Source organism: Streptomyces sp. P9-A2 (genome assembly GCF_036634175.1).
Classification (GTDB): domain Bacteria; phylum Actinomycetota; class Actinomycetes; order Streptomycetales; family Streptomycetaceae; genus Streptomyces; species Streptomyces pratens.
In genome coordinates this window covers 1,046,099-1,061,779 of record NZ_JAZIFX010000001.1, presented here as the reverse complement: position 1 = coordinate 1,061,779, position 15,681 = coordinate 1,046,099, and the positions used below count along the sequence as shown (strand labels likewise).

Annotated in this window: 14 protein-coding genes and 1 pseudogene; 7 read left to right on the top strand and 8 right to left on the bottom strand. The window is 72.1% G+C overall.

Annotated elements, in window-relative coordinates:
* Positions 1 to 63 precede the first annotated feature (63 nt).
* On the bottom strand, positions 64 to 552 hold the full coding sequence (locus V4Y04_RS04755) for a nuclear transport factor 2 family protein (RefSeq protein WP_332426048.1): 489 nt from the start codon (positions 550 to 552) through the stop codon (positions 64 to 66).
* 167 nt (positions 553 to 719) lie between these two features.
* Here V4Y04_RS04755 and V4Y04_RS04750 point away from each other — a divergent pair.
* Positions 720 to 1,459: pseudogene (locus V4Y04_RS04750) on the top strand (SDR family NAD(P)-dependent oxidoreductase).
* A gap of 49 nt (positions 1,460 to 1,508) precedes the next feature.
* Here the strand turns inward: V4Y04_RS04750 and V4Y04_RS04745 are convergent.
* The 3 genes from V4Y04_RS04745 to V4Y04_RS04735 form a co-directional block, all read right to left on the bottom strand.
* Positions 1,509 to 1,688 carry a hypothetical protein gene (locus tag V4Y04_RS04745; RefSeq protein ID WP_055595367.1) on the bottom strand — a complete coding sequence of 60 codons (180 nt, stop codon included), beginning with the start codon at positions 1,686 to 1,688 and terminating at the stop codon, positions 1,509 to 1,511.
* Between the two features lie 118 nt (positions 1,689 to 1,806).
* Positions 1,807 to 2,682 (bottom strand): undecaprenyl-diphosphate phosphatase, encoded by an 876-nt coding sequence (locus tag V4Y04_RS04740; RefSeq protein WP_332426047.1) that lies wholly within the window; start codon positions 2,680 to 2,682, stop codon positions 1,807 to 1,809.
* Positions 2,683 to 2,848: 166 nt separating this feature from the next.
* On the bottom strand, positions 2,849 to 3,646 hold the full coding sequence (locus tag V4Y04_RS04735; RefSeq protein WP_332426046.1) for a TVP38/TMEM64 family protein: 798 nt from the start codon (positions 3,644 to 3,646) through the stop codon (positions 2,849 to 2,851).
* Between the two features lie 450 nt (positions 3,647 to 4,096).
* On the opposite strand from V4Y04_RS04735, the gene tuf reads away from it, so the two are divergent.
* Positions 4,097 to 5,278, top strand: coding sequence for an elongation factor Tu (gene tuf, locus V4Y04_RS04730; protein WP_332426045.1), 1,182 nt, complete (start codon positions 4,097 to 4,099; stop codon positions 5,276 to 5,278).
* A gap of 297 nt (positions 5,279 to 5,575) precedes the next feature.
* Positions 5,576 to 6,421 (top strand): spermidine synthase, encoded by an 846-nt coding sequence (locus tag V4Y04_RS04725; protein ID WP_332426044.1) that lies wholly within the window; start codon positions 5,576 to 5,578, stop codon positions 6,419 to 6,421.
* Here V4Y04_RS04725 and V4Y04_RS04720 read toward each other — a convergent pair.
* Positions 6,383 to 7,687 carry an MFS transporter gene (locus tag V4Y04_RS04720; RefSeq protein WP_332426043.1) on the bottom strand — a complete coding sequence of 435 codons (1,305 nt, stop codon included), beginning with the start codon at positions 7,685 to 7,687 and terminating at the stop codon, positions 6,383 to 6,385. The two genes, V4Y04_RS04725 and V4Y04_RS04720, sit on opposite strands and share 39 nt — an antisense overlap.
* A gap of 129 nt (positions 7,688 to 7,816) precedes the next feature.
* Positions 7,817 to 8,824 carry a hypothetical protein gene (locus tag V4Y04_RS04715; protein ID WP_332426042.1) on the bottom strand — a complete coding sequence of 336 codons (1,008 nt, stop codon included), beginning with the start codon at positions 8,822 to 8,824 and terminating at the stop codon, positions 7,817 to 7,819.
* Positions 8,825 to 9,117: 293 nt separating this feature from the next.
* On the opposite strand from V4Y04_RS04715, the gene V4Y04_RS04710 reads away from it, so the two are divergent.
* Positions 9,118 to 9,555: a DUF4442 domain-containing protein gene (locus tag V4Y04_RS04710; protein WP_332432708.1), complete on the top strand. Its 438-nt coding sequence runs from the start codon at positions 9,118 to 9,120 to the stop codon at positions 9,553 to 9,555.
* 61 nt (positions 9,556 to 9,616) lie between these two features.
* Here V4Y04_RS04710 and V4Y04_RS04705 read toward each other — a convergent pair whose 3' ends face one another.
* Complete coding sequence (locus tag V4Y04_RS04705; RefSeq protein WP_332426041.1) at positions 9,617 to 10,081, bottom strand: cyclic nucleotide-binding domain-containing protein; 465 nt, start codon at positions 10,079 to 10,081, stop codon at positions 9,617 to 9,619.
* 314 nt (positions 10,082 to 10,395) lie between these two features.
* On the opposite strand from V4Y04_RS04705, the gene V4Y04_RS04700 reads away from it, so the two are divergent.
* Both V4Y04_RS04700 and V4Y04_RS04695 read left to right on the top strand, forming a co-directional pair.
* A complete protein-coding gene (locus V4Y04_RS04700; RefSeq protein WP_332426040.1) occupies positions 10,396 to 11,340 on the top strand; it encodes a universal stress protein in 945 nt (314 codons plus the stop codon).
* Between the two features lie 267 nt (positions 11,341 to 11,607).
* Entirely contained in the window at positions 11,608 to 13,986 is a 2,379-nt protein-coding gene (locus V4Y04_RS04695; RefSeq protein ID WP_332426039.1) for a phosphoketolase family protein, read from the top strand.
* 96 nt (positions 13,987 to 14,082) lie between these two features.
* Here the strand turns inward: V4Y04_RS04695 and V4Y04_RS04690 are convergent, their stop codons facing one another.
* Positions 14,083 to 14,616 (bottom strand): gamma carbonic anhydrase family protein, encoded by a 534-nt coding sequence (locus V4Y04_RS04690; RefSeq protein ID WP_332426038.1) that lies wholly within the window; start codon positions 14,614 to 14,616, stop codon positions 14,083 to 14,085.
* A gap of 108 nt (positions 14,617 to 14,724) precedes the next feature.
* Between V4Y04_RS04690 and V4Y04_RS04685 the strand changes: the two genes are divergently transcribed.
* Entirely contained in the window at positions 14,725 to 15,594 is an 870-nt protein-coding gene (locus V4Y04_RS04685) for an acyltransferase (RefSeq protein WP_332426037.1), read from the top strand.
* Positions 15,595 to 15,681 lie beyond the last annotated feature (87 nt).

Below are 15,681 nucleotides of genomic sequence, written 5' to 3'. Positions count from 1 at the left end.
CTCCCGCCCCATGCGTGTCTCCAGTGTGCGCCCCGGACAAGATCCGGGACAGGGCGCGTCGGCTCAGCGGGTCACGGGGGCCGCGGGCCGGGAGGGGAGGCGCCGCCACTTCTCCCGCACGATCACCTCGTTCAACCGCCAGCCCTCGTCCATGCGCAGCATCCCGAACTCGTACCGCCCCCCGCACACGAAATCCGGTGCGGTCGGCTCGTCCTCGCCACCGGCAGCCGCGCCCATCGGGTTCACGTAGTCCGCCTGCACCCGGGCCGTGTCACCGGTGTCCTGCTCCCGGACCCCGAAGCGCACCCGCCGGTTCACGATCAGATGCTGCCGCATCGGAAACGCCCGCAGACTCTCCGCGAGCCAGGCCGCCACCCTCCCGGCGTCGCCCTCGATACCGCCGGCCGAGCGGTAGTCGGCCCGCCCGGCCGGCGTGAACAGCCCTCGATACGTCTCCCAGTCCCCGTCGTCGACCGCCACCGCGTACTCGGTGACGACCTCGTCCACGGCCAGCCTGTCCCGCACGGTCGCAAGCTCCACACGCTGCGTCATCGGGTCAGTGTTGGCCATCGCGGGCCCGGAACCAAGAGCCCTGCGCAGTTGTTCACCCGGCGTGGACGCCTGCTTCCACCCACCCGGCAGCAGACACGGGCGCGGCCGTGCGTGTGCCAGGCTGTGGATCTCCGGTTGTCGGGGCGGGTGGGCGTTCGGAGGTTCGTGTGAAGAGGCTTGTCACTGTGGTGACCGGTGGCGGTCGGGGGATCGGGGCCGCCGTCTGCCTGCGACTCGCGGGGGAGGGCACGACGTGGTGGTGGGGTACGTGCGGGACACCTCGGCGGCGGAGCGGGTGGCGGAAGGAGTGCGTGCGGCCGGGGCGCGGGCCGTCACCGTGCGGGGGGACACGTCCGACGAGGCGGATGTCGAGCGCCTGTTCGATGTGGCGGAGCGGGAACTGGGGCCGGTGACGGGGCTGGTGAACAACGCGGCGGTGACCGGGCCGCTGGGACGGTTCACCGATGCCGCCACCGAGACCCTGCGCCGGGTCGTCGACGTCAACCTCATGGGGACACTGCTGTGCTCGCGCCGCGCCGCACAGCTCATGACACCCCGGGGCGAGGGAGCGATCGTGAACATCTCGTCGGGGGCCGCCACCCTCGGCAGTCCCGGCGAGTACGTCCACTACGCGGCGACCAAAGCCGCCGTCGACACCCTCACGGTGGGGCTCGCCAAGGAACTCGGACCGGTCGGCATCCGCGTCAACGCGGTCGCGCCGGGCGTGATCGACACGGAGATGCACGCCGCCATGGGTGCCCCGGACCGGGCCCGGCAGGCCGGCGCCGCGGTGCCGCTGCGCCGCCCGGGGCAACCGGAGGAGATCGCCGCGGCCGTCGCCTGGCTGATGTCGCCGGACGCCTCGTACACGACGGGGGCGGTGCTGCGGGTGGCGGGCGGGCGCTGAGCGGATGCCCGCCCCGGTGCGGGGGCGCGGCCGACGTGACGACGGGGGGTCAGGCGGCCTTGACGACCTGGTCGCGGATCGCCGCCGCCCACTCGACCACCAGGAGTTCGTACTCCGCACGCTCCTGGGCCGACAGGGAACCGCCCGCGCGCAGCCACAGTGCTCGGATGTGCTCGTTGACCTCGGCGGCCGACCGCACGGAACCAGGGGTCACGCAATCGGGGGACATGCCGAACAGCCTAGGGCCACGCACTGACAGTGCGCTACCGGACGGCTACCGGTTACCCGTGGGTTCGGTCACGTCCTCCACGGACGTCGGGTCACGGGCGTCCGTGGAGGACGTCGGGTCAGCTCGCCGACTCCGCCGCGTGCGGGCTGAGGGCGCCCATGGCCACCAGGACGAGGATGACGACGCCGAGCGCGATGCGGTACCAGACGAACGGCATGAAGCTCTTGGTGGTGATGAACTTCATGAACCACGCGATCACCGCGTAGCCGACCACGAAGGCCACGACCGTCGCGAAGATGGTCGGACCCCAGGTGACATGGCCGCCCTCGGTGGCGTCCTTCAGCTCGAAGAGGCCGGAGGCGAGGACGGCGGGAATCGCGAGCAGGAAGGAATAGCGGGCCGCTGCCTCGCGCCTGTACCCCATGAACAGACCGCCGCTGATGGTCGCGCCGGAGCGGGAGACACCCGGGATGAGCGCCAGGGCCTGGCAGAACCCGTAGACCAGGCCGTCCTTGACGGTCAGGTTGTCGAGCGACTTGAGCTGCTTCGGCGAGCGGTGGCGGCCGCCCTGCTCGTCCCGCGCCGCCAGCCGGTCGGCGACACCGAGGACGATGCCCATACCGATCAGCATCGCCGCGGTGAGCCGCAGGTCGCGGAACGGCCCCTCGATCTGGTCCTTCAGCGTCAGGCCGAGGATTCCGATCGGGAGCGAGCCGACGATGACGAGCCAGCCCATCCGGGCATCGGGGTCCCGGCGCATCTCCTTGTCGGTGAGCGAGCGCGTCCAGGCCGACAGGATCCGCGCGATGTCCTTGCGGAAATAGATCAGCACGGCGGCTTCCGTGCCGATCTGGGTGATCGCGGTGAAGGCCGCGCCCGGGTCCTCCCAACCGGAGAAGGCCGCGGTCAGCCGCAGATGCGCGCTGGAGGAGACGGGGAGGAACTCGGTCAGCCCCTGGACGAGTCCGAGGATGAGAGATTCGAACCAAGACATGAGGCAGTGGTGTCCAAGTGCCGATCGCGGGAGGGGACGACGCGGGCACGCCGAAACGCCATGTGCGGTGATCGATGATCAGGCGTGCCGCGTCGGAAGGGTAGCGCCCCAAGATGAACACCGGATGCCGGGGCGCCGGGCCGGTCGTCGGCCCGGCGCCCCGGCATCACCGGGCCCGCAACCGGTGCCGCTTGCGCCAGGCCACCACCGCGCCCACCAGACCCGGCACGGTGATGCAGGCCAGCGCGATCAGGAAGGCCGGGGACGTCGGCGTGGAGGCGCGGGCACCGGCGACGACGTAGGCGGCGGTGTTCGGGATCGAGCCGAGCCCCGTCGCCAGCAGGAACGGCAGCAGACCCATCCGGGAGACGGCGGCGCAGTAGTTCGACGCGGCGAACGGGACCCCCGGGAACAGCCGCGCCGCCAGCATCGAGCGGAAGCCGTGCCGGCTCAGCTGCTGGTCCGCGGCCTTCAGCCAGCGCCCTCGCAGCAGCGGACGCAGCGCGTCCTGGCCGAGCGCCCGCCCGAGGCAGAACGCGAACCCGGCACCGAGCACCGTGCCGCCCAGAGCGGCGCCGAGCCCCAACTGGCTGCCGAACAGCGCGCCCGCGGCGAGGTTCAGGATCGGGCGTGGTACGAACGCCACCGTGCACACCCCGTAGGCCACCGCGTACGCGACGACCGCCGCGGCACCGCCGAGTTGCGACGGCAGGCCGTCGGTCAGCAGTTTCTGCGGCTCCAGGAGCAGCATGGCCGAGGCCGCGGAGGCGAGCAGCGCGACCAGCAGGGACAGGCGCGACCAGGGGGACAGCAGGATTCTGGCGCAACGGGCGGTGAGGCCCGCCGCGGGCGTCGCCATGGGTGTTGCCGCGGGGACGACGACGGCGGTGGCGGTGAGCTGTGCGGCGGAGGCCCGGGGAGAGGCCGTAGCGGTGCCCCCAGAGCGGTTGGTGGCATCGAGCATTCGGTGACAATAACCGACGAATGTGACCGGCCGCCGTAGTGTGCGTCTCAGACGTGCCACAGCGGCCGGAACGCCCAGGGCGCGGCACACCGCGTACGACGGCCCGGCCGCGTACCGCGGAAAACCGTTCGACGCCGGGCTCCGTGCCCGTCAGGATCGACTACATGTTCCGGCCCGCAGCCTTCCTCCTCGCAGCATCCGCCACCGCGGATGCCCCGAAGGCTGCCGTCCGTGTCCTCGCAGTTCTCGCAGCCGCGATCGCAGTCGCAGCGGCAGCCACTCTCGCAGCCGCTGCCGACGGCGCCCGAAGCTGACCCTCCCCGGATCGTCCGGCGGACCCCCCAGGGGGAGGGTCGGCAGGTTCCTCGGGGTCCCCGTCCCGGCCGCGCGCCCGTCCGACCGCGCCGGGGCCGATCACGCGTCATCACCGAGAGACTTCGAGGTACCGCCATGTCCAAGACGACGTACGTCCGCACCAAACCGCATCTGAACATCGGCACGATGGGCCATGTCGACCACGGCAAGACCACCCTCACCGCCGCCATCACCAAGGTCCTCGCCGAGCGCGGATCCGCCGGCTTCGTGCCGTTCGACCGCATCGACCGGGCGCCCGAGGAGGCGGCGCGCGGCATCACCATCAACATCGCGCACGTCGAGTACGAGACCGACACCCGGCACTACGCGCACGTCGACATGCCCGGCCACGCCGACTACGTCAAGAACATGGTCGCCGGCGCCGCGCAGCTCGACGGGGCGATCCTCGTGGTCTCCGCGCTCGACGGGATCATGCCGCAGACCACCGAACACGTGCTGCTCGCCCGGCAGGTGGGCGTCGACCACATCGTCGTCGCCCTCAACAAGGCCGACGCGGCCGAGGACGGCGAGGACGCTGTACTGACCGACCTGGTCGAGCTGGAGATCCGCGAGCTGCTCTCCGCGCACGGCTACGGCGGCGAATCCGCACCCGTCGTACGGGTCTCGGGGCTGAAGGCACTGGAGGGCGACCCGCGCTGGACGGCGTCGATCGACGCGTTGCTCGACGCGGTGGACACCTATGTGCCCCTGCCCGAGAGGTACGTGGACGCGCCGTTCCTGCTGCCGGTGGAGAACGTGCTCACCATCACCGGCCGGGGCACCGTGGTCACCGGCGCGGTGGAGCGCGGCACGATCCGCGTCGGCGACCGCGTCGAGGTGCTCGGTGCCGGGGCGGAGTCGGTGGTGACCGGCCTGGAGACCTTCGGCAAGCCGATGGAGGAGGCGCAGGCCGGGGACAACGTGGCGCTCCTGCTGCGCGGAGTGCCGCGGGACGCGGTGCGACGCGGGCACGTGGTGGCCGCGCCGGGCAGTGTGGTGCCGAGCCGGAGTTTCACGGCGCGGGTGTACGTGCTGTCGGCCCGCGAGGGCGGCCGTACGACTCCGGTGTCGACCGGCTACCGGCCGCAGTTCTACATCCGCACCGCGGACGTCGTCGGTGATGTCGACCTCGGGGAGACGGCGGTCGCGCGCCCCGGCGACACGGTCACGGTGACCGTGGAACTGGGGCGCGAGATGCCGCTCGAGCCGGGGCTCGGCTTCGCCATCCGTGAGGGCGGACGGACCGTCGGGGCCGGGACGGTGACGACGGTCGGCTGAGTGCGCGCGGGTGTCCCCCGGAAACAGGGTGGGCACCCGCGGGCGCGGCCGGACAGTCGCACGACGACGGCACAATGGGACGTTGGACCCTCCCCCGGCTGGAGCAGGGGGATTCCTGGCTCAAGCCGCTCGTTCGCTCAGCGAGCGAACGAGCGCGACGCTCTCAGTACCAGCCGGGACGGAACCTGCCCGGTTGCCCTTCAGGACAAAGGAGTTGCGCGTGCTCGGCTCTCGCAACGCACGACAATCGGCCTACCCGGCCATGTGGGGGAGTCTGTGCTTTCGGGGAGATTTCCGGTGAACGAGCCGATACCCGTGACCCGTGCCGTAGGCCACGGCACCGCGAAGCTGATGCCCGACGTCGACCGCGAACGGGCATGGCTGCTGACGGTCGACGGGGCGCCGCAGTCGTACGTCGACCTGGACGAGCCGGCCCATCTGGAGTTCGAGTACATCCGGCGGCTCGGGCACGTGCTGGACACCCTGGCCGAGCCGGGGCACCCGCTGGACGCGCTGCACCTCGGCGGCGGGGCGCTCACCCTGCCCCGCTACCTGGCCGCGACCCGTCCCGGCTCCCGGCAGGACGTCGTCGAGTTCGACCGGGAGCTGCTGGACCTGGTCGCCGAGCAGCTGCCGCTGCCGGAGGGGGCGGACGTCACGTTGCACGCGGCGGACGCCCGCGCCTGGCTGGAGGCCGCCCCCGACGCCTCGGCGGACGTCCTGGTCGCCGACGTCTTCGGCGGCTCCCGCGTCCCGGCGCACCTGACCTCCGTCGCTTACGCCCGTCAGGCCGCCCGGGTCCTGCGTCCCGACGGCGTCTACCTCGGCAACCTCGCCGACGGGGCCCCCTTCGCCTTCCTGCGCTCCCAGCTGGCCACGCTGGGCACGGTGTTCGAGGAGCTGGTGCTGATCGCCGAGCCGGGAGTGCTGCGCGGGCGCCGTTTCGGCAACGCCGTTCTCGCCGCCGCGCACCGTCCCCTCGACATCGCGGCCCTGGTCCGGCGCACCGCCGCCGACGCCTTCCCCGCCCGCGTCGAGCACGGCGCGGCCCTGCGGGACTTCACCGGCGGGGCGCGGCCGGTGCGGGACGCGGACGCCGTACCGTCACCCGAGCCCCCCGACGGGGCGTTCGGCATCGGCTGATCCCTTGCCACCGGGGTCCGGGGCCGCCCCGGCGACGGGCACCGTCCGGCGCCGCAGATTGCGTACGTCCGGTACGCACAGCACCGCCGCCGTGACCACGACGACCAGTGCGGCGCAGCCCCACAGTGCCTCCGTGCGGCCGAACACCGACTCGACGGGGCCCGCCAGCGCCATCGCGGCCGGCACCAGCGCCACCGAGCCGAACCAGTCGTAGGCCGACACCCGAGAGAGTTTCTCCTCCGGTATCTCCTGGTGCAGGGCCGTCATCCAGGAGACGCCGAACACCTCCACACTCACGCCGGTCACGAACATCACCGCGCACAGCACCGTCACCGGTACCGGCACGGCGAGCGCGGCGGACGGCAGGGCCAGCGGGAACACACAGAGGGTGCCCACGAACAGCAGGCGGCGCGGTTTCCAGCGGGTCATCACCAGTGCGCCCAGCACCGTGCCCGCGCCGAAGAAGGCGAGGGCCAGACCCCAGGGCGCCGCACCGCCCAGATGGTCCCGGGCGACGAGCGGACCGTAGACCGCGTCGGCGGCGCCGACCACGGCGTTGGCTATGGAGAACTGGATGACGATGCCCCACAGCCAGGGCCGGTTGGAGAACTCCTGCCAGCCGTCCCGGAGGTCGGCGAGCAGACCGCCGCCCGGCGCGCGCGGCGGGATGTGCTTCACGTCGAGGAAGGCCCGCAGCGCCGCCGCGACAGCGAAGGCGGCCGCGTCCGCCGCGAGTACCCAGCCCGGTCCCATCGCGGCGATCATGAGGCCGCCCAGGGCGACGCCGCCGAGCGTCGCGCCCTGCATCGCCATCCGGAACACCGCGAACGCCCGGCCGGCCTGCTCGCCCTCGACCGAGGAGAGCAGCATGCCCTCGGCGGCGGGACCGAAGAACGCCTGGCCGACTCCGCCGAGCGCGCTGAGCAGCATCATCTGCCACAGCCGGGCCTCGCCCGCCAGGACCAGTGCCGCGAACGCGGCCTGCGAGACACAGTTGAGGACATTGGCCGCGACCATCACATGGTGGCGCGGCAGTCGGTCCGCGACGGCACCGCCGATCAGCAGGAACAGCACCAGCGGCAGGGTGCGGGCGGCGGCCACCAGGCCCACGTCGCCGCCGTCACCGCCCGCGCCCAGCACCGCGAACGCGGAGGCGATCAGCGCGCCGTGACTGCCCAGGCTCGTCGCCACGGCGGAGGCGGTCAGCAGTGTGTAGTTGCGGCCCGCCCAGGCGGGACGGCGTGAGGAGGAGATGGTGGTCGGCACCTCGTGACTATCGCCGGGGCGGGGCCGACTTGCCAAATGTGCCGCCGCATGGGCCGAGGGCTCCTCCGGCTGATTCCCTTCGTCCAGGGGCGGAAGCGGCCGGAGTGGTCCTCGGCTCTCTCCCGCCTGCTACGACTCGCTCGGTGCTTCCTCGGTGAGGCGTACCGTGCTGAGGATCTTTTGCACGGTCTCCTCCGGGATTTCGTCCTTGACGCCCTTGGCGCCGTACAGGTTCCAGGTGACGAAGTCCCCGGCACCGTTCTTGAACCCGAAGGTGATCGCCTTGCCCTCGCTGTCGCACTTGTCGTTCTGGGGCGTGTTCTCCGAGTGCGCCGTGGCGACGCTGCCCTTGATGCCCGAGGCGGTCGTGTACGCCTTCGGCTTCTCGGTCTTCACGCTCTTCTTGTCGGGCTGCGTGTAGCCGCCGTAGATCCACCACGGCACACGGGTCTCCGCGGCCTGGTCCGTGGTCTTGGCGCCGTTCTCACCCCGGGTGCCGGCGGTGACGAGGGAGGTGTCGTCCTCGCGGCCGTCCTTGTCGTCGTCGCTCGTGCACCACTTGGACTTCAGATAGGCGGGGGCGGTGACGGTGGTGCGGTCCAGCTCACCGTCCTTCTCCTCCCATTCGAAGCCCACGCTGGTGCCGGGGGTCTCGAGCTCCCAGTCGGCCGGGACGTCGAACTGGGTGCCGAAACGGGTGTTCGTGACGACCTGCCAGCCCGGAATGGTCGCCTTCTCCGCCTCACCGCCTCGCGGGTTCCTCTCGGTGCCGGAGCCGGATTCGGAGGTGCTCGGCTCCGCGGACGGGTCCTCGGACGCGCTCGCGGAGGGCTTCCCGGGCTTCTTGTCGGCCGTGTCGTCCTTGTCACCGCCCAGCACCAGGAAACCGGTGACACCGGAGGCCACGACGACGGCCGTCGCCGTCCCGACGGCCACCAGTTTCGTCCGGTTCCAGCCGCCCCCGCCCTGCGGCGGCTGAGGCATCCCCATCGTGGCCGGCGTCCCCCACTGCTGTTGCGGCTGTGCGTAGGGGTTGGGCTGCTGGGCACCGGGCTGCTGATACGGATTCGGCTGCTGGTGCGGATTGTTCGACTGCGGGTTCTGCTCGCCCCCGGGCGGCTGGTTTCCTGGCCACATGGTGAGTCACCCTAGCCGGGCCAGTGACACGATTCGGTCACTGGCCGTTGACAGGTACGTAGCAACCCGGAGTCGGAAGCGCTCCGGAGGCAACCCTGAGTGACCGCACCGCGTCGGGCCCCGTACGGCTGTGCCTCCCTCGCCGGTCTTTGCCGGTCCGGTTTCGGCCGCATGGACCGGAACGCGGCAGGGGTGCGGCAGGAGGGCGTGGCGGCGCATGGCGGGTCACCGGCTTCAAGGCCTGGCCAGAGACTCCTACTCATGAGTAACATGCGGTCATGAGCCACGATCGGATGACCATCGGCGAGATGCTCGCCGCCACGGTGCCCATGGCCCGCACCCTCAACCTCGAGTTCCTGGAGACTACTGCGGAACGGGCCGTGGTGTCCCTGCCGGACCAGGGCGACTATCACAACCATGTGGGCGGCCCGCACGCCGGCGCGATGTTCACCCTGGGTGAGTCGGCGAGCGGCGCCGTCGTACTCGCCGCGTTCGGGGAGCAGCTCACGCGGGCCGTGCCGCTCGCGGTCCGCGCCGAGATCGCCTACCGGAAACTGGCGATGGGCCCCGTCACCGCCACCGCGACCCTGGGCCGTCCGGCCGCCGAGGTCGTGGCCGAACTGGACGAGGGCCGGCGTCCCGAGTTCCCGGTGTCGATCGAGATCCGGCGCGATGACGGTGCTGTGACCGGCGAGATGACGGTCGTCTGGACCCTGCGTCCGGGCGGCTGACACCTGCCCGCGGTGACCTGGCCGGGCCGAGGCGCGGGTCGTCGGGACCCGGCGGCCCGCTTCAGACGCCGCTGCCCGCCCCGTAGGGGCCGTACAGGTCGAGCAGCCGGACCCGGGCGGAGTGCAGCCGGTGGGCGACCACGTTGCCCACCCACTGGGCGAGGTCCCGCCCGAGGGCCGGCTCGTCCTCGCTCAGAGCGCGGACTGCCGAGGCGTCGAACTCGTAGGCCCGTACCGGGGTGGACGCCTCGGCGCCCAGGTGCCAGACGTGCGGGCTGTACAGCCAGGACCAGCCGACGAGTTCGTTGTGCCCGAGACGCTCGATGACGGCGGCCCGGCGGCCGGGGACGTGCATGTCGAGTTCGACGGTGCCGGTACGGATGACCCAGAACCGGTCCGCGTGGCCTCCCTCCTCGAACAGTCGGGTCCCTTGCGGGAAGGACACCTCCCGGGCGGTCTCCAGGAGTTTCGCCCGATGCTCGGCGGGCAGGGCGCGCGGCATGCTGGGGGACGGGGGAGCGAACATTGCGGCCTCCCTTACGGGACGGGTGGACTGCCGGTGTGGTTCCGGTGTGGTTCCAGCCTCCTGCGGAACCCAGGCCGAAGCCATGGGCCGTACGGCCCTGATCGAGGACGTTTCCCGCACTGCCCCGGTGCACCCGGCCCGGGACGGGCCCGCCGGCACCCGGACATGACTCCCCGTCCCGGACATGACTCCCCGTCCCGGGCGGGACCTTCGGCCACCGTGGGGATCTGGGGCCCCTGCCGGCCGGCCGCCCGGGCCACCGATACTGGAGGTGTTCGCAGCGACAGCAGTTCTGGCAGCAGGAGGTACACACCATGCCCCGCACCATCACCATCGGCCTCGACGGTTCCGCCGAGAGCAGGGCCGCCGCCGAGTGGGCGGCCCGCGAGGCGAAGTTGCGCGGCCTGCCGCTCCGGCTGGTCGAGGTCCGGGAGCCTCTCCCGGAGCCGATTGCCCGGGTCCCGTTCCCCGGCGCGGAGACCGACCGGCGGGGAAGCGGGGACGGTGAGGCAAAGGCGTCTTCGGCCGACGGCTGGGGGACGACTCCGGACGAGGCCGCGGCGGGACTGCGGCTGCGCCACCCCGGGGTCGAGGTCACCGCGGAACAGGTCACCGGCCGGCCCCACGAGGTGCTGGTCAAGGCCGCGGAGGACGCCGAACTGCTCGTGCTGGGCTCCCGTGGGATGAGCGGCTTCGCCGGATTCCTGGTCGGCTCCGTCGGCCTCGCCGTCGTGGCCCGTGCCGAGCGGCCCGTCGTCCTGGTCCGCGCCGGGGAACAGGCCGCCGACGAACACGAGCCGGACCCCACGGGCATCCCGTCCGCCGCGACCCGCTACCGGCCGGTCCTGCTCGGCGTGGACGCCGAACGGCCCGACGACGCGGTGATCCGCTTCGCGTTCGCCGAGGCCGCCCGGCGGGGCACCGGACTGCGCGTCCTGCACGGCTGGAACCTGCCGCCCTACTACGTCCACGGACTGCCGGCCGACCCGGAGGTGTACCGGGCGGTCGCCGACCAGCAGGCCGCGATGCTCGCGAAGGCGCTCAGCCCCTGGCGGGCGGAGTTCGAGGACGTCGACGTCGTGGAGGAGTCCTTCGGCGGCAGCCCCTCCATCCGGCTCATCGACGCGTCACGGGAGGCCTCACTGGTCGTGGTCGGGCGACGGGTCCGCCGCAACCCGTTCGGCATCCGCATCGGGCCGATCACCCACGCCGTGCTGCACCACTCCGCGGCCCCGGTCGCGGTCGTCGCGCACGACTGATCCGGTCTTCCGGAGGAAGCGCACGGGACGGGGGAGAGGGACAGGGATGTCCCGTGCTCCGATTGCGCCATATGCCGTCGTCAGGCCTCCCGGGGGAATGAGGCGGGCGGAAACTGGTACTCCCCCCGTCCCTGCCACCGCCCCTGATCCCGTGCGCGTTCCTCTCTCCCGTCGTCCCCGCTTCCCACCGCCACTCGTCCCACGCGCCGGATCGCCTCGACCACCCGGACCACCCGGATTCCCCGTCGATCACCCACGGAGCCAGTCATGCCCGAGGACCAGGACACCCGGACCGCACTGACCGACGACGAGCTGCGCACGCTGGACGCCCACTGGCGGGCTGCCAACTACCTGTCGGCGGGGCAGATCTACCTGCTGGCGAACCCGCTGCTCACCGAGCCCCTCAGGCCCGAGCACATCAAGCCGAGACTGCTCGGGCACTGGGGCACCTCGCCCGGGCTGAACCTGGTGTACACCCACCTGAACAGGGTGATCGGCGCACGCGGGCTGGACGCGCTGTGCATCTGGGGGCCCGGCCACGGCGGCCCCTCCGTGCTGGCCAACTCCTGGCTGGAAGGCAGCTACAGCGAGAAGTACCCGGACGTCGGCCGGGACGCCCCGGGCATGGCGCGGCTCTTCCGGCAGTTCTCCTTCCCCGGCGGCGTCCCCAGCCACGTCGCCCCCGAGGTCCCGGGCTCGATCCACGAGGGCGGCGAACTCGGCTACTCCCTCGCCCACGCCTACGGCGCCGCCTTCGACAACCCCGGCCTGCTGGTCGCCTGCGTGATCGGTGACGGCGAGGCCGAGACCGGGCCGCTGGCCGCGTCCTGGCACTCCAACAAGTTCCTCGACCCGGTGCACGACGGTGCCGTCCTGCCGATCCTGCACCTCAACGGCTACAAGATCGCCAATCCGACCGTGCTGTCCCGCATTCCCGAGGCCGAGCTCGACGCGCTGCTGCGCGGCTACGGGCACGAGCCCCTCCACGTGACGGGCGACGACCCCGCCCTCGTCCACCGGGCGATGGCCGAGGCCATGGACACCGCCCTGGACCGCATCGCGACGGCGCAGCGCGCCGCCCGCGAGGGCGGCGCGACCGAACGGGTGTCCTGGCCGGTGATCGTGCTGCGCACCCCGAAGGGCTGGACCGGCCCGGCCGAGGTGGACGGCGTACCCGTGGAGAACACCTGGCGCTCCCACCAGGTGCCGCTGCCGGGCGTCCGCGAGAATCCGGAACACCTGCACCAGCTGGAGGCCTGGCTGCGGTCGTACCGGCCCGAGGAGCTCTTCGACGCCGAGGGCCGGCCCGTCGCGGACGTCCTCGCCCATGTCCCCGAAGGCGCCCGCAGGCTCGGCGCCACCCCGTACGCCAACGGCGGGCTGCTCGTCCGCGAACTGCCGATGCCGGACTTCGACGACTTCGCCGTCCCCGTCGACAAACCCGGCACCACCCTCCACGAACCCACCCGCGTCCTGGGCGACCTCCTGAGGCAGATCATGAAGGACACCGCCGACCGGCGGGACTTCAGGCTCGTCGGCCCCGACGAGACGGCGTCCAACCGGCTGCAGGCCGTCTACGACGTCAGCGGCAAGGCCTGGCAGGCCGGCACCCTCGACGTCGACGAGCACCTCGACCCGCACGGCCGGGTGATGGAGATCCTCTCCGAGCACCTCTGCCAGGGCTGGCTCGAGGGCTACCTGCTCACTGGACGGCACGGCCTGTTCTCCTGCTACGAGGCGTTCGTGCACATCGTCGACTCGATGGTCAACCAGCACATCAAGTGGCTGAAGACCTCCCGCGAACTGCCCTGGCGCGCACCCATCGCCTCCCTCAACTACCTGCTCACCTCGCACGTGTGGCGTCAGGACCACAACGGCTTCTCCCACCAGGACCCCGGCTTCGTCGACCACGTGCTCAACAAGAGCCCCGAGGTCGTCCGGGTCTACCTGCCGCCGGACGCCAACACCCTGCTGTCGGTCGCGGACCACGCGCTGCGCAGCCGGGACTACGTCAACGTCGTCGTGGCCGGCAAGCAGCCCTGCTTCGACTGGCTGTCCATGGACGCGGCCCGCGTCCACTGCGCGCGCGGCGCCGGAGTCTGGGAGTGGGCCGGCACCGAGAACGGCGGCACACCCGACGTGGTGCTGGGCTGTGCGGGGGACGTGCCCACCCAGGAGGTGCTGGCCGCGGCCCAACTGCTGCGCCGCCACCTCCCGGACCTGGCGGTCCGCGTCGTCAACGTCGTCGACCTCACCCGGCTGCTGCCCCGTGGGGAACACCCCCACGGCATGACCGACTTCGAGTACGACGGTCTGTTCACCACCGACAAGCCGGTCATCTTCGCCTACCACGGATACCCGTGGCTGATCCACCGCCTCGCCTACCGGCGCGCCGGGCACGAGAACCTGCACGTCCGCGGGTACAAGGAGTCCGGGACGACCACCACACCGTTCGACATGGTGGTCCGCAACGACCTCGACCGCTACCGGCTGGTCATGGACGTCATCGACCGCGTCCCGGGCCTCGCGGTCCGGGCCGCCGCCGTACGTCAGCGGATGGCCGACGTCCGCACCCGGCACCACGACTGGATCCGAGCCCACGGCACCGACCTGCCCGAGGTCGCCGAGTGGAGCTGGAACGCCTGAGCACCCCGGCCCACCCACCACTGTTCCGGGCAGGTCCTAAGGCGCACCGTGCACATCGCGGAGGTCCTAAGGCGCACCGTGCACATCGCGGAGGTCCTAAGGCGCACCGTGCACATCGCGGTGCGCCTTCGCCAGCTCCGCGTACATCGTCCCGTTGAGCGTCAGCCCCGTGCGCTCCTCCTCGGTCAGCTCCCGCCGGACCTTCGCCGGGACCCCCGCGACCAGCGAGCCCGGCGGCACCTCCATGCCCTGCGGCACCAGTGCCTGCGCGGCCACCAGGGAACCGGCACCGATCACCGCGCCGTTGAGCACCGTGGCACCCATGCCGATCAGACAGTCGTCCCCGACCGTCGCCCCGTGCACCACGGCGTTGTGCCCGACGGAGACCCGTTCGCCGACCGTGACGGGGAAGCCGGGGTCGGCGTGCAGGGTGCAGTTGTCCTGGACGTTGCTGCTCGCGCCGACCGAGATCGCCTCCACGTCGCCGCGCAGGACCGCGCCGTACCAGACGCTCGCGCCCGCCCCCAGTGTCACGTCCCCGATCACCGTGGCCGTGGGTGCCACGAAGGCGGTCGGGTCCACCTGCGGTTGCCTGCCGCCGATGCCGGTGATCAGCGCCTTGTGCGTCATCGTCGCCTCCTGGTCGGGTGATGACAGGCACCGTACGCCAGAGCGGTGGGGTGAAGATCACAGGGCGCACGACGCATGGGCGTCACGCCCGGCGACTACGGTGAGCGGGTGCCGAAAAGCAGGAACACGTTCTCGTCCTGGCCGCGCCGCCTCGCGCAGCGCGCGGTCCACGCGGGCTGGGCCTGGGCGCAGCGCACGGGCTCGGTGACCGCCGAGCGCCCCGGCCGCCTCCGCTTCGGCTCGATGGGTACGGGCACCCGGCTGGCCTTCCCGCTCGGCACCGTCTTCGGCGAACCCTGGATCCACCTCGGCGCCCACTGCATCATCGGCGAACAGGTCACCCTGACCGCCGGTCTGATGCCCGGCCTCGAGCTGGGCCCCGACCCGATCCTCCGCCTCGGCGACGGCGTCGTCCTGGGCCGGGGCAGCCATGTCATCGCCGACACCACCGTCACGATCGGCAGTGACTGCTACTTCGGGCCGTACGTCTACATCACCTCCACCAATCACTCCTACGACGATCCGCACGAGCCCATCGGCAAGCAGTGGCCGCGAATGGACCCGGTGGAGATCGGTCCCGGCTGCTGGATCGGCACCGGGGCGGTGATCCTCCCGGGCGCGCGGATCGGGCGGAACGTGGTGGTGGCCGCGGGCGCGGTGGTGCGGGGCGCGGTTCCCGACCACGCCGTGGTCGCGGGAGCCCCGGCCCGGGTCGTACGCCGCTGGACCCCCGACGGGGGATGGCAGCCGCCGCTGCGCACGCCGGCGCCGGTGCCGATCCCCGAGGGCGTCACACCGGAGCAGCTGCGGGCGCTGTCGGCGCTGGACGAGGAGGCCGTGGCCCGGCTCGCTGAGCCGGCCGGGGAAGACCCGCACCGGCCGGCCGGGGAAGACCCGCACCGGCCGGCCGGGGAAGACCCGCACCGGCCGGCCGGGGAGGGCGCGAATCGGCTGGTCGAGCTGGAGCCCGGGAGCTGAGACCCGGCCCCGCAGTACGGTTCGGTGAACGATCGGGTGCACACCGCACCGCGGTCGAAACCCTGCTCGACCACGAGCAGGGACCGA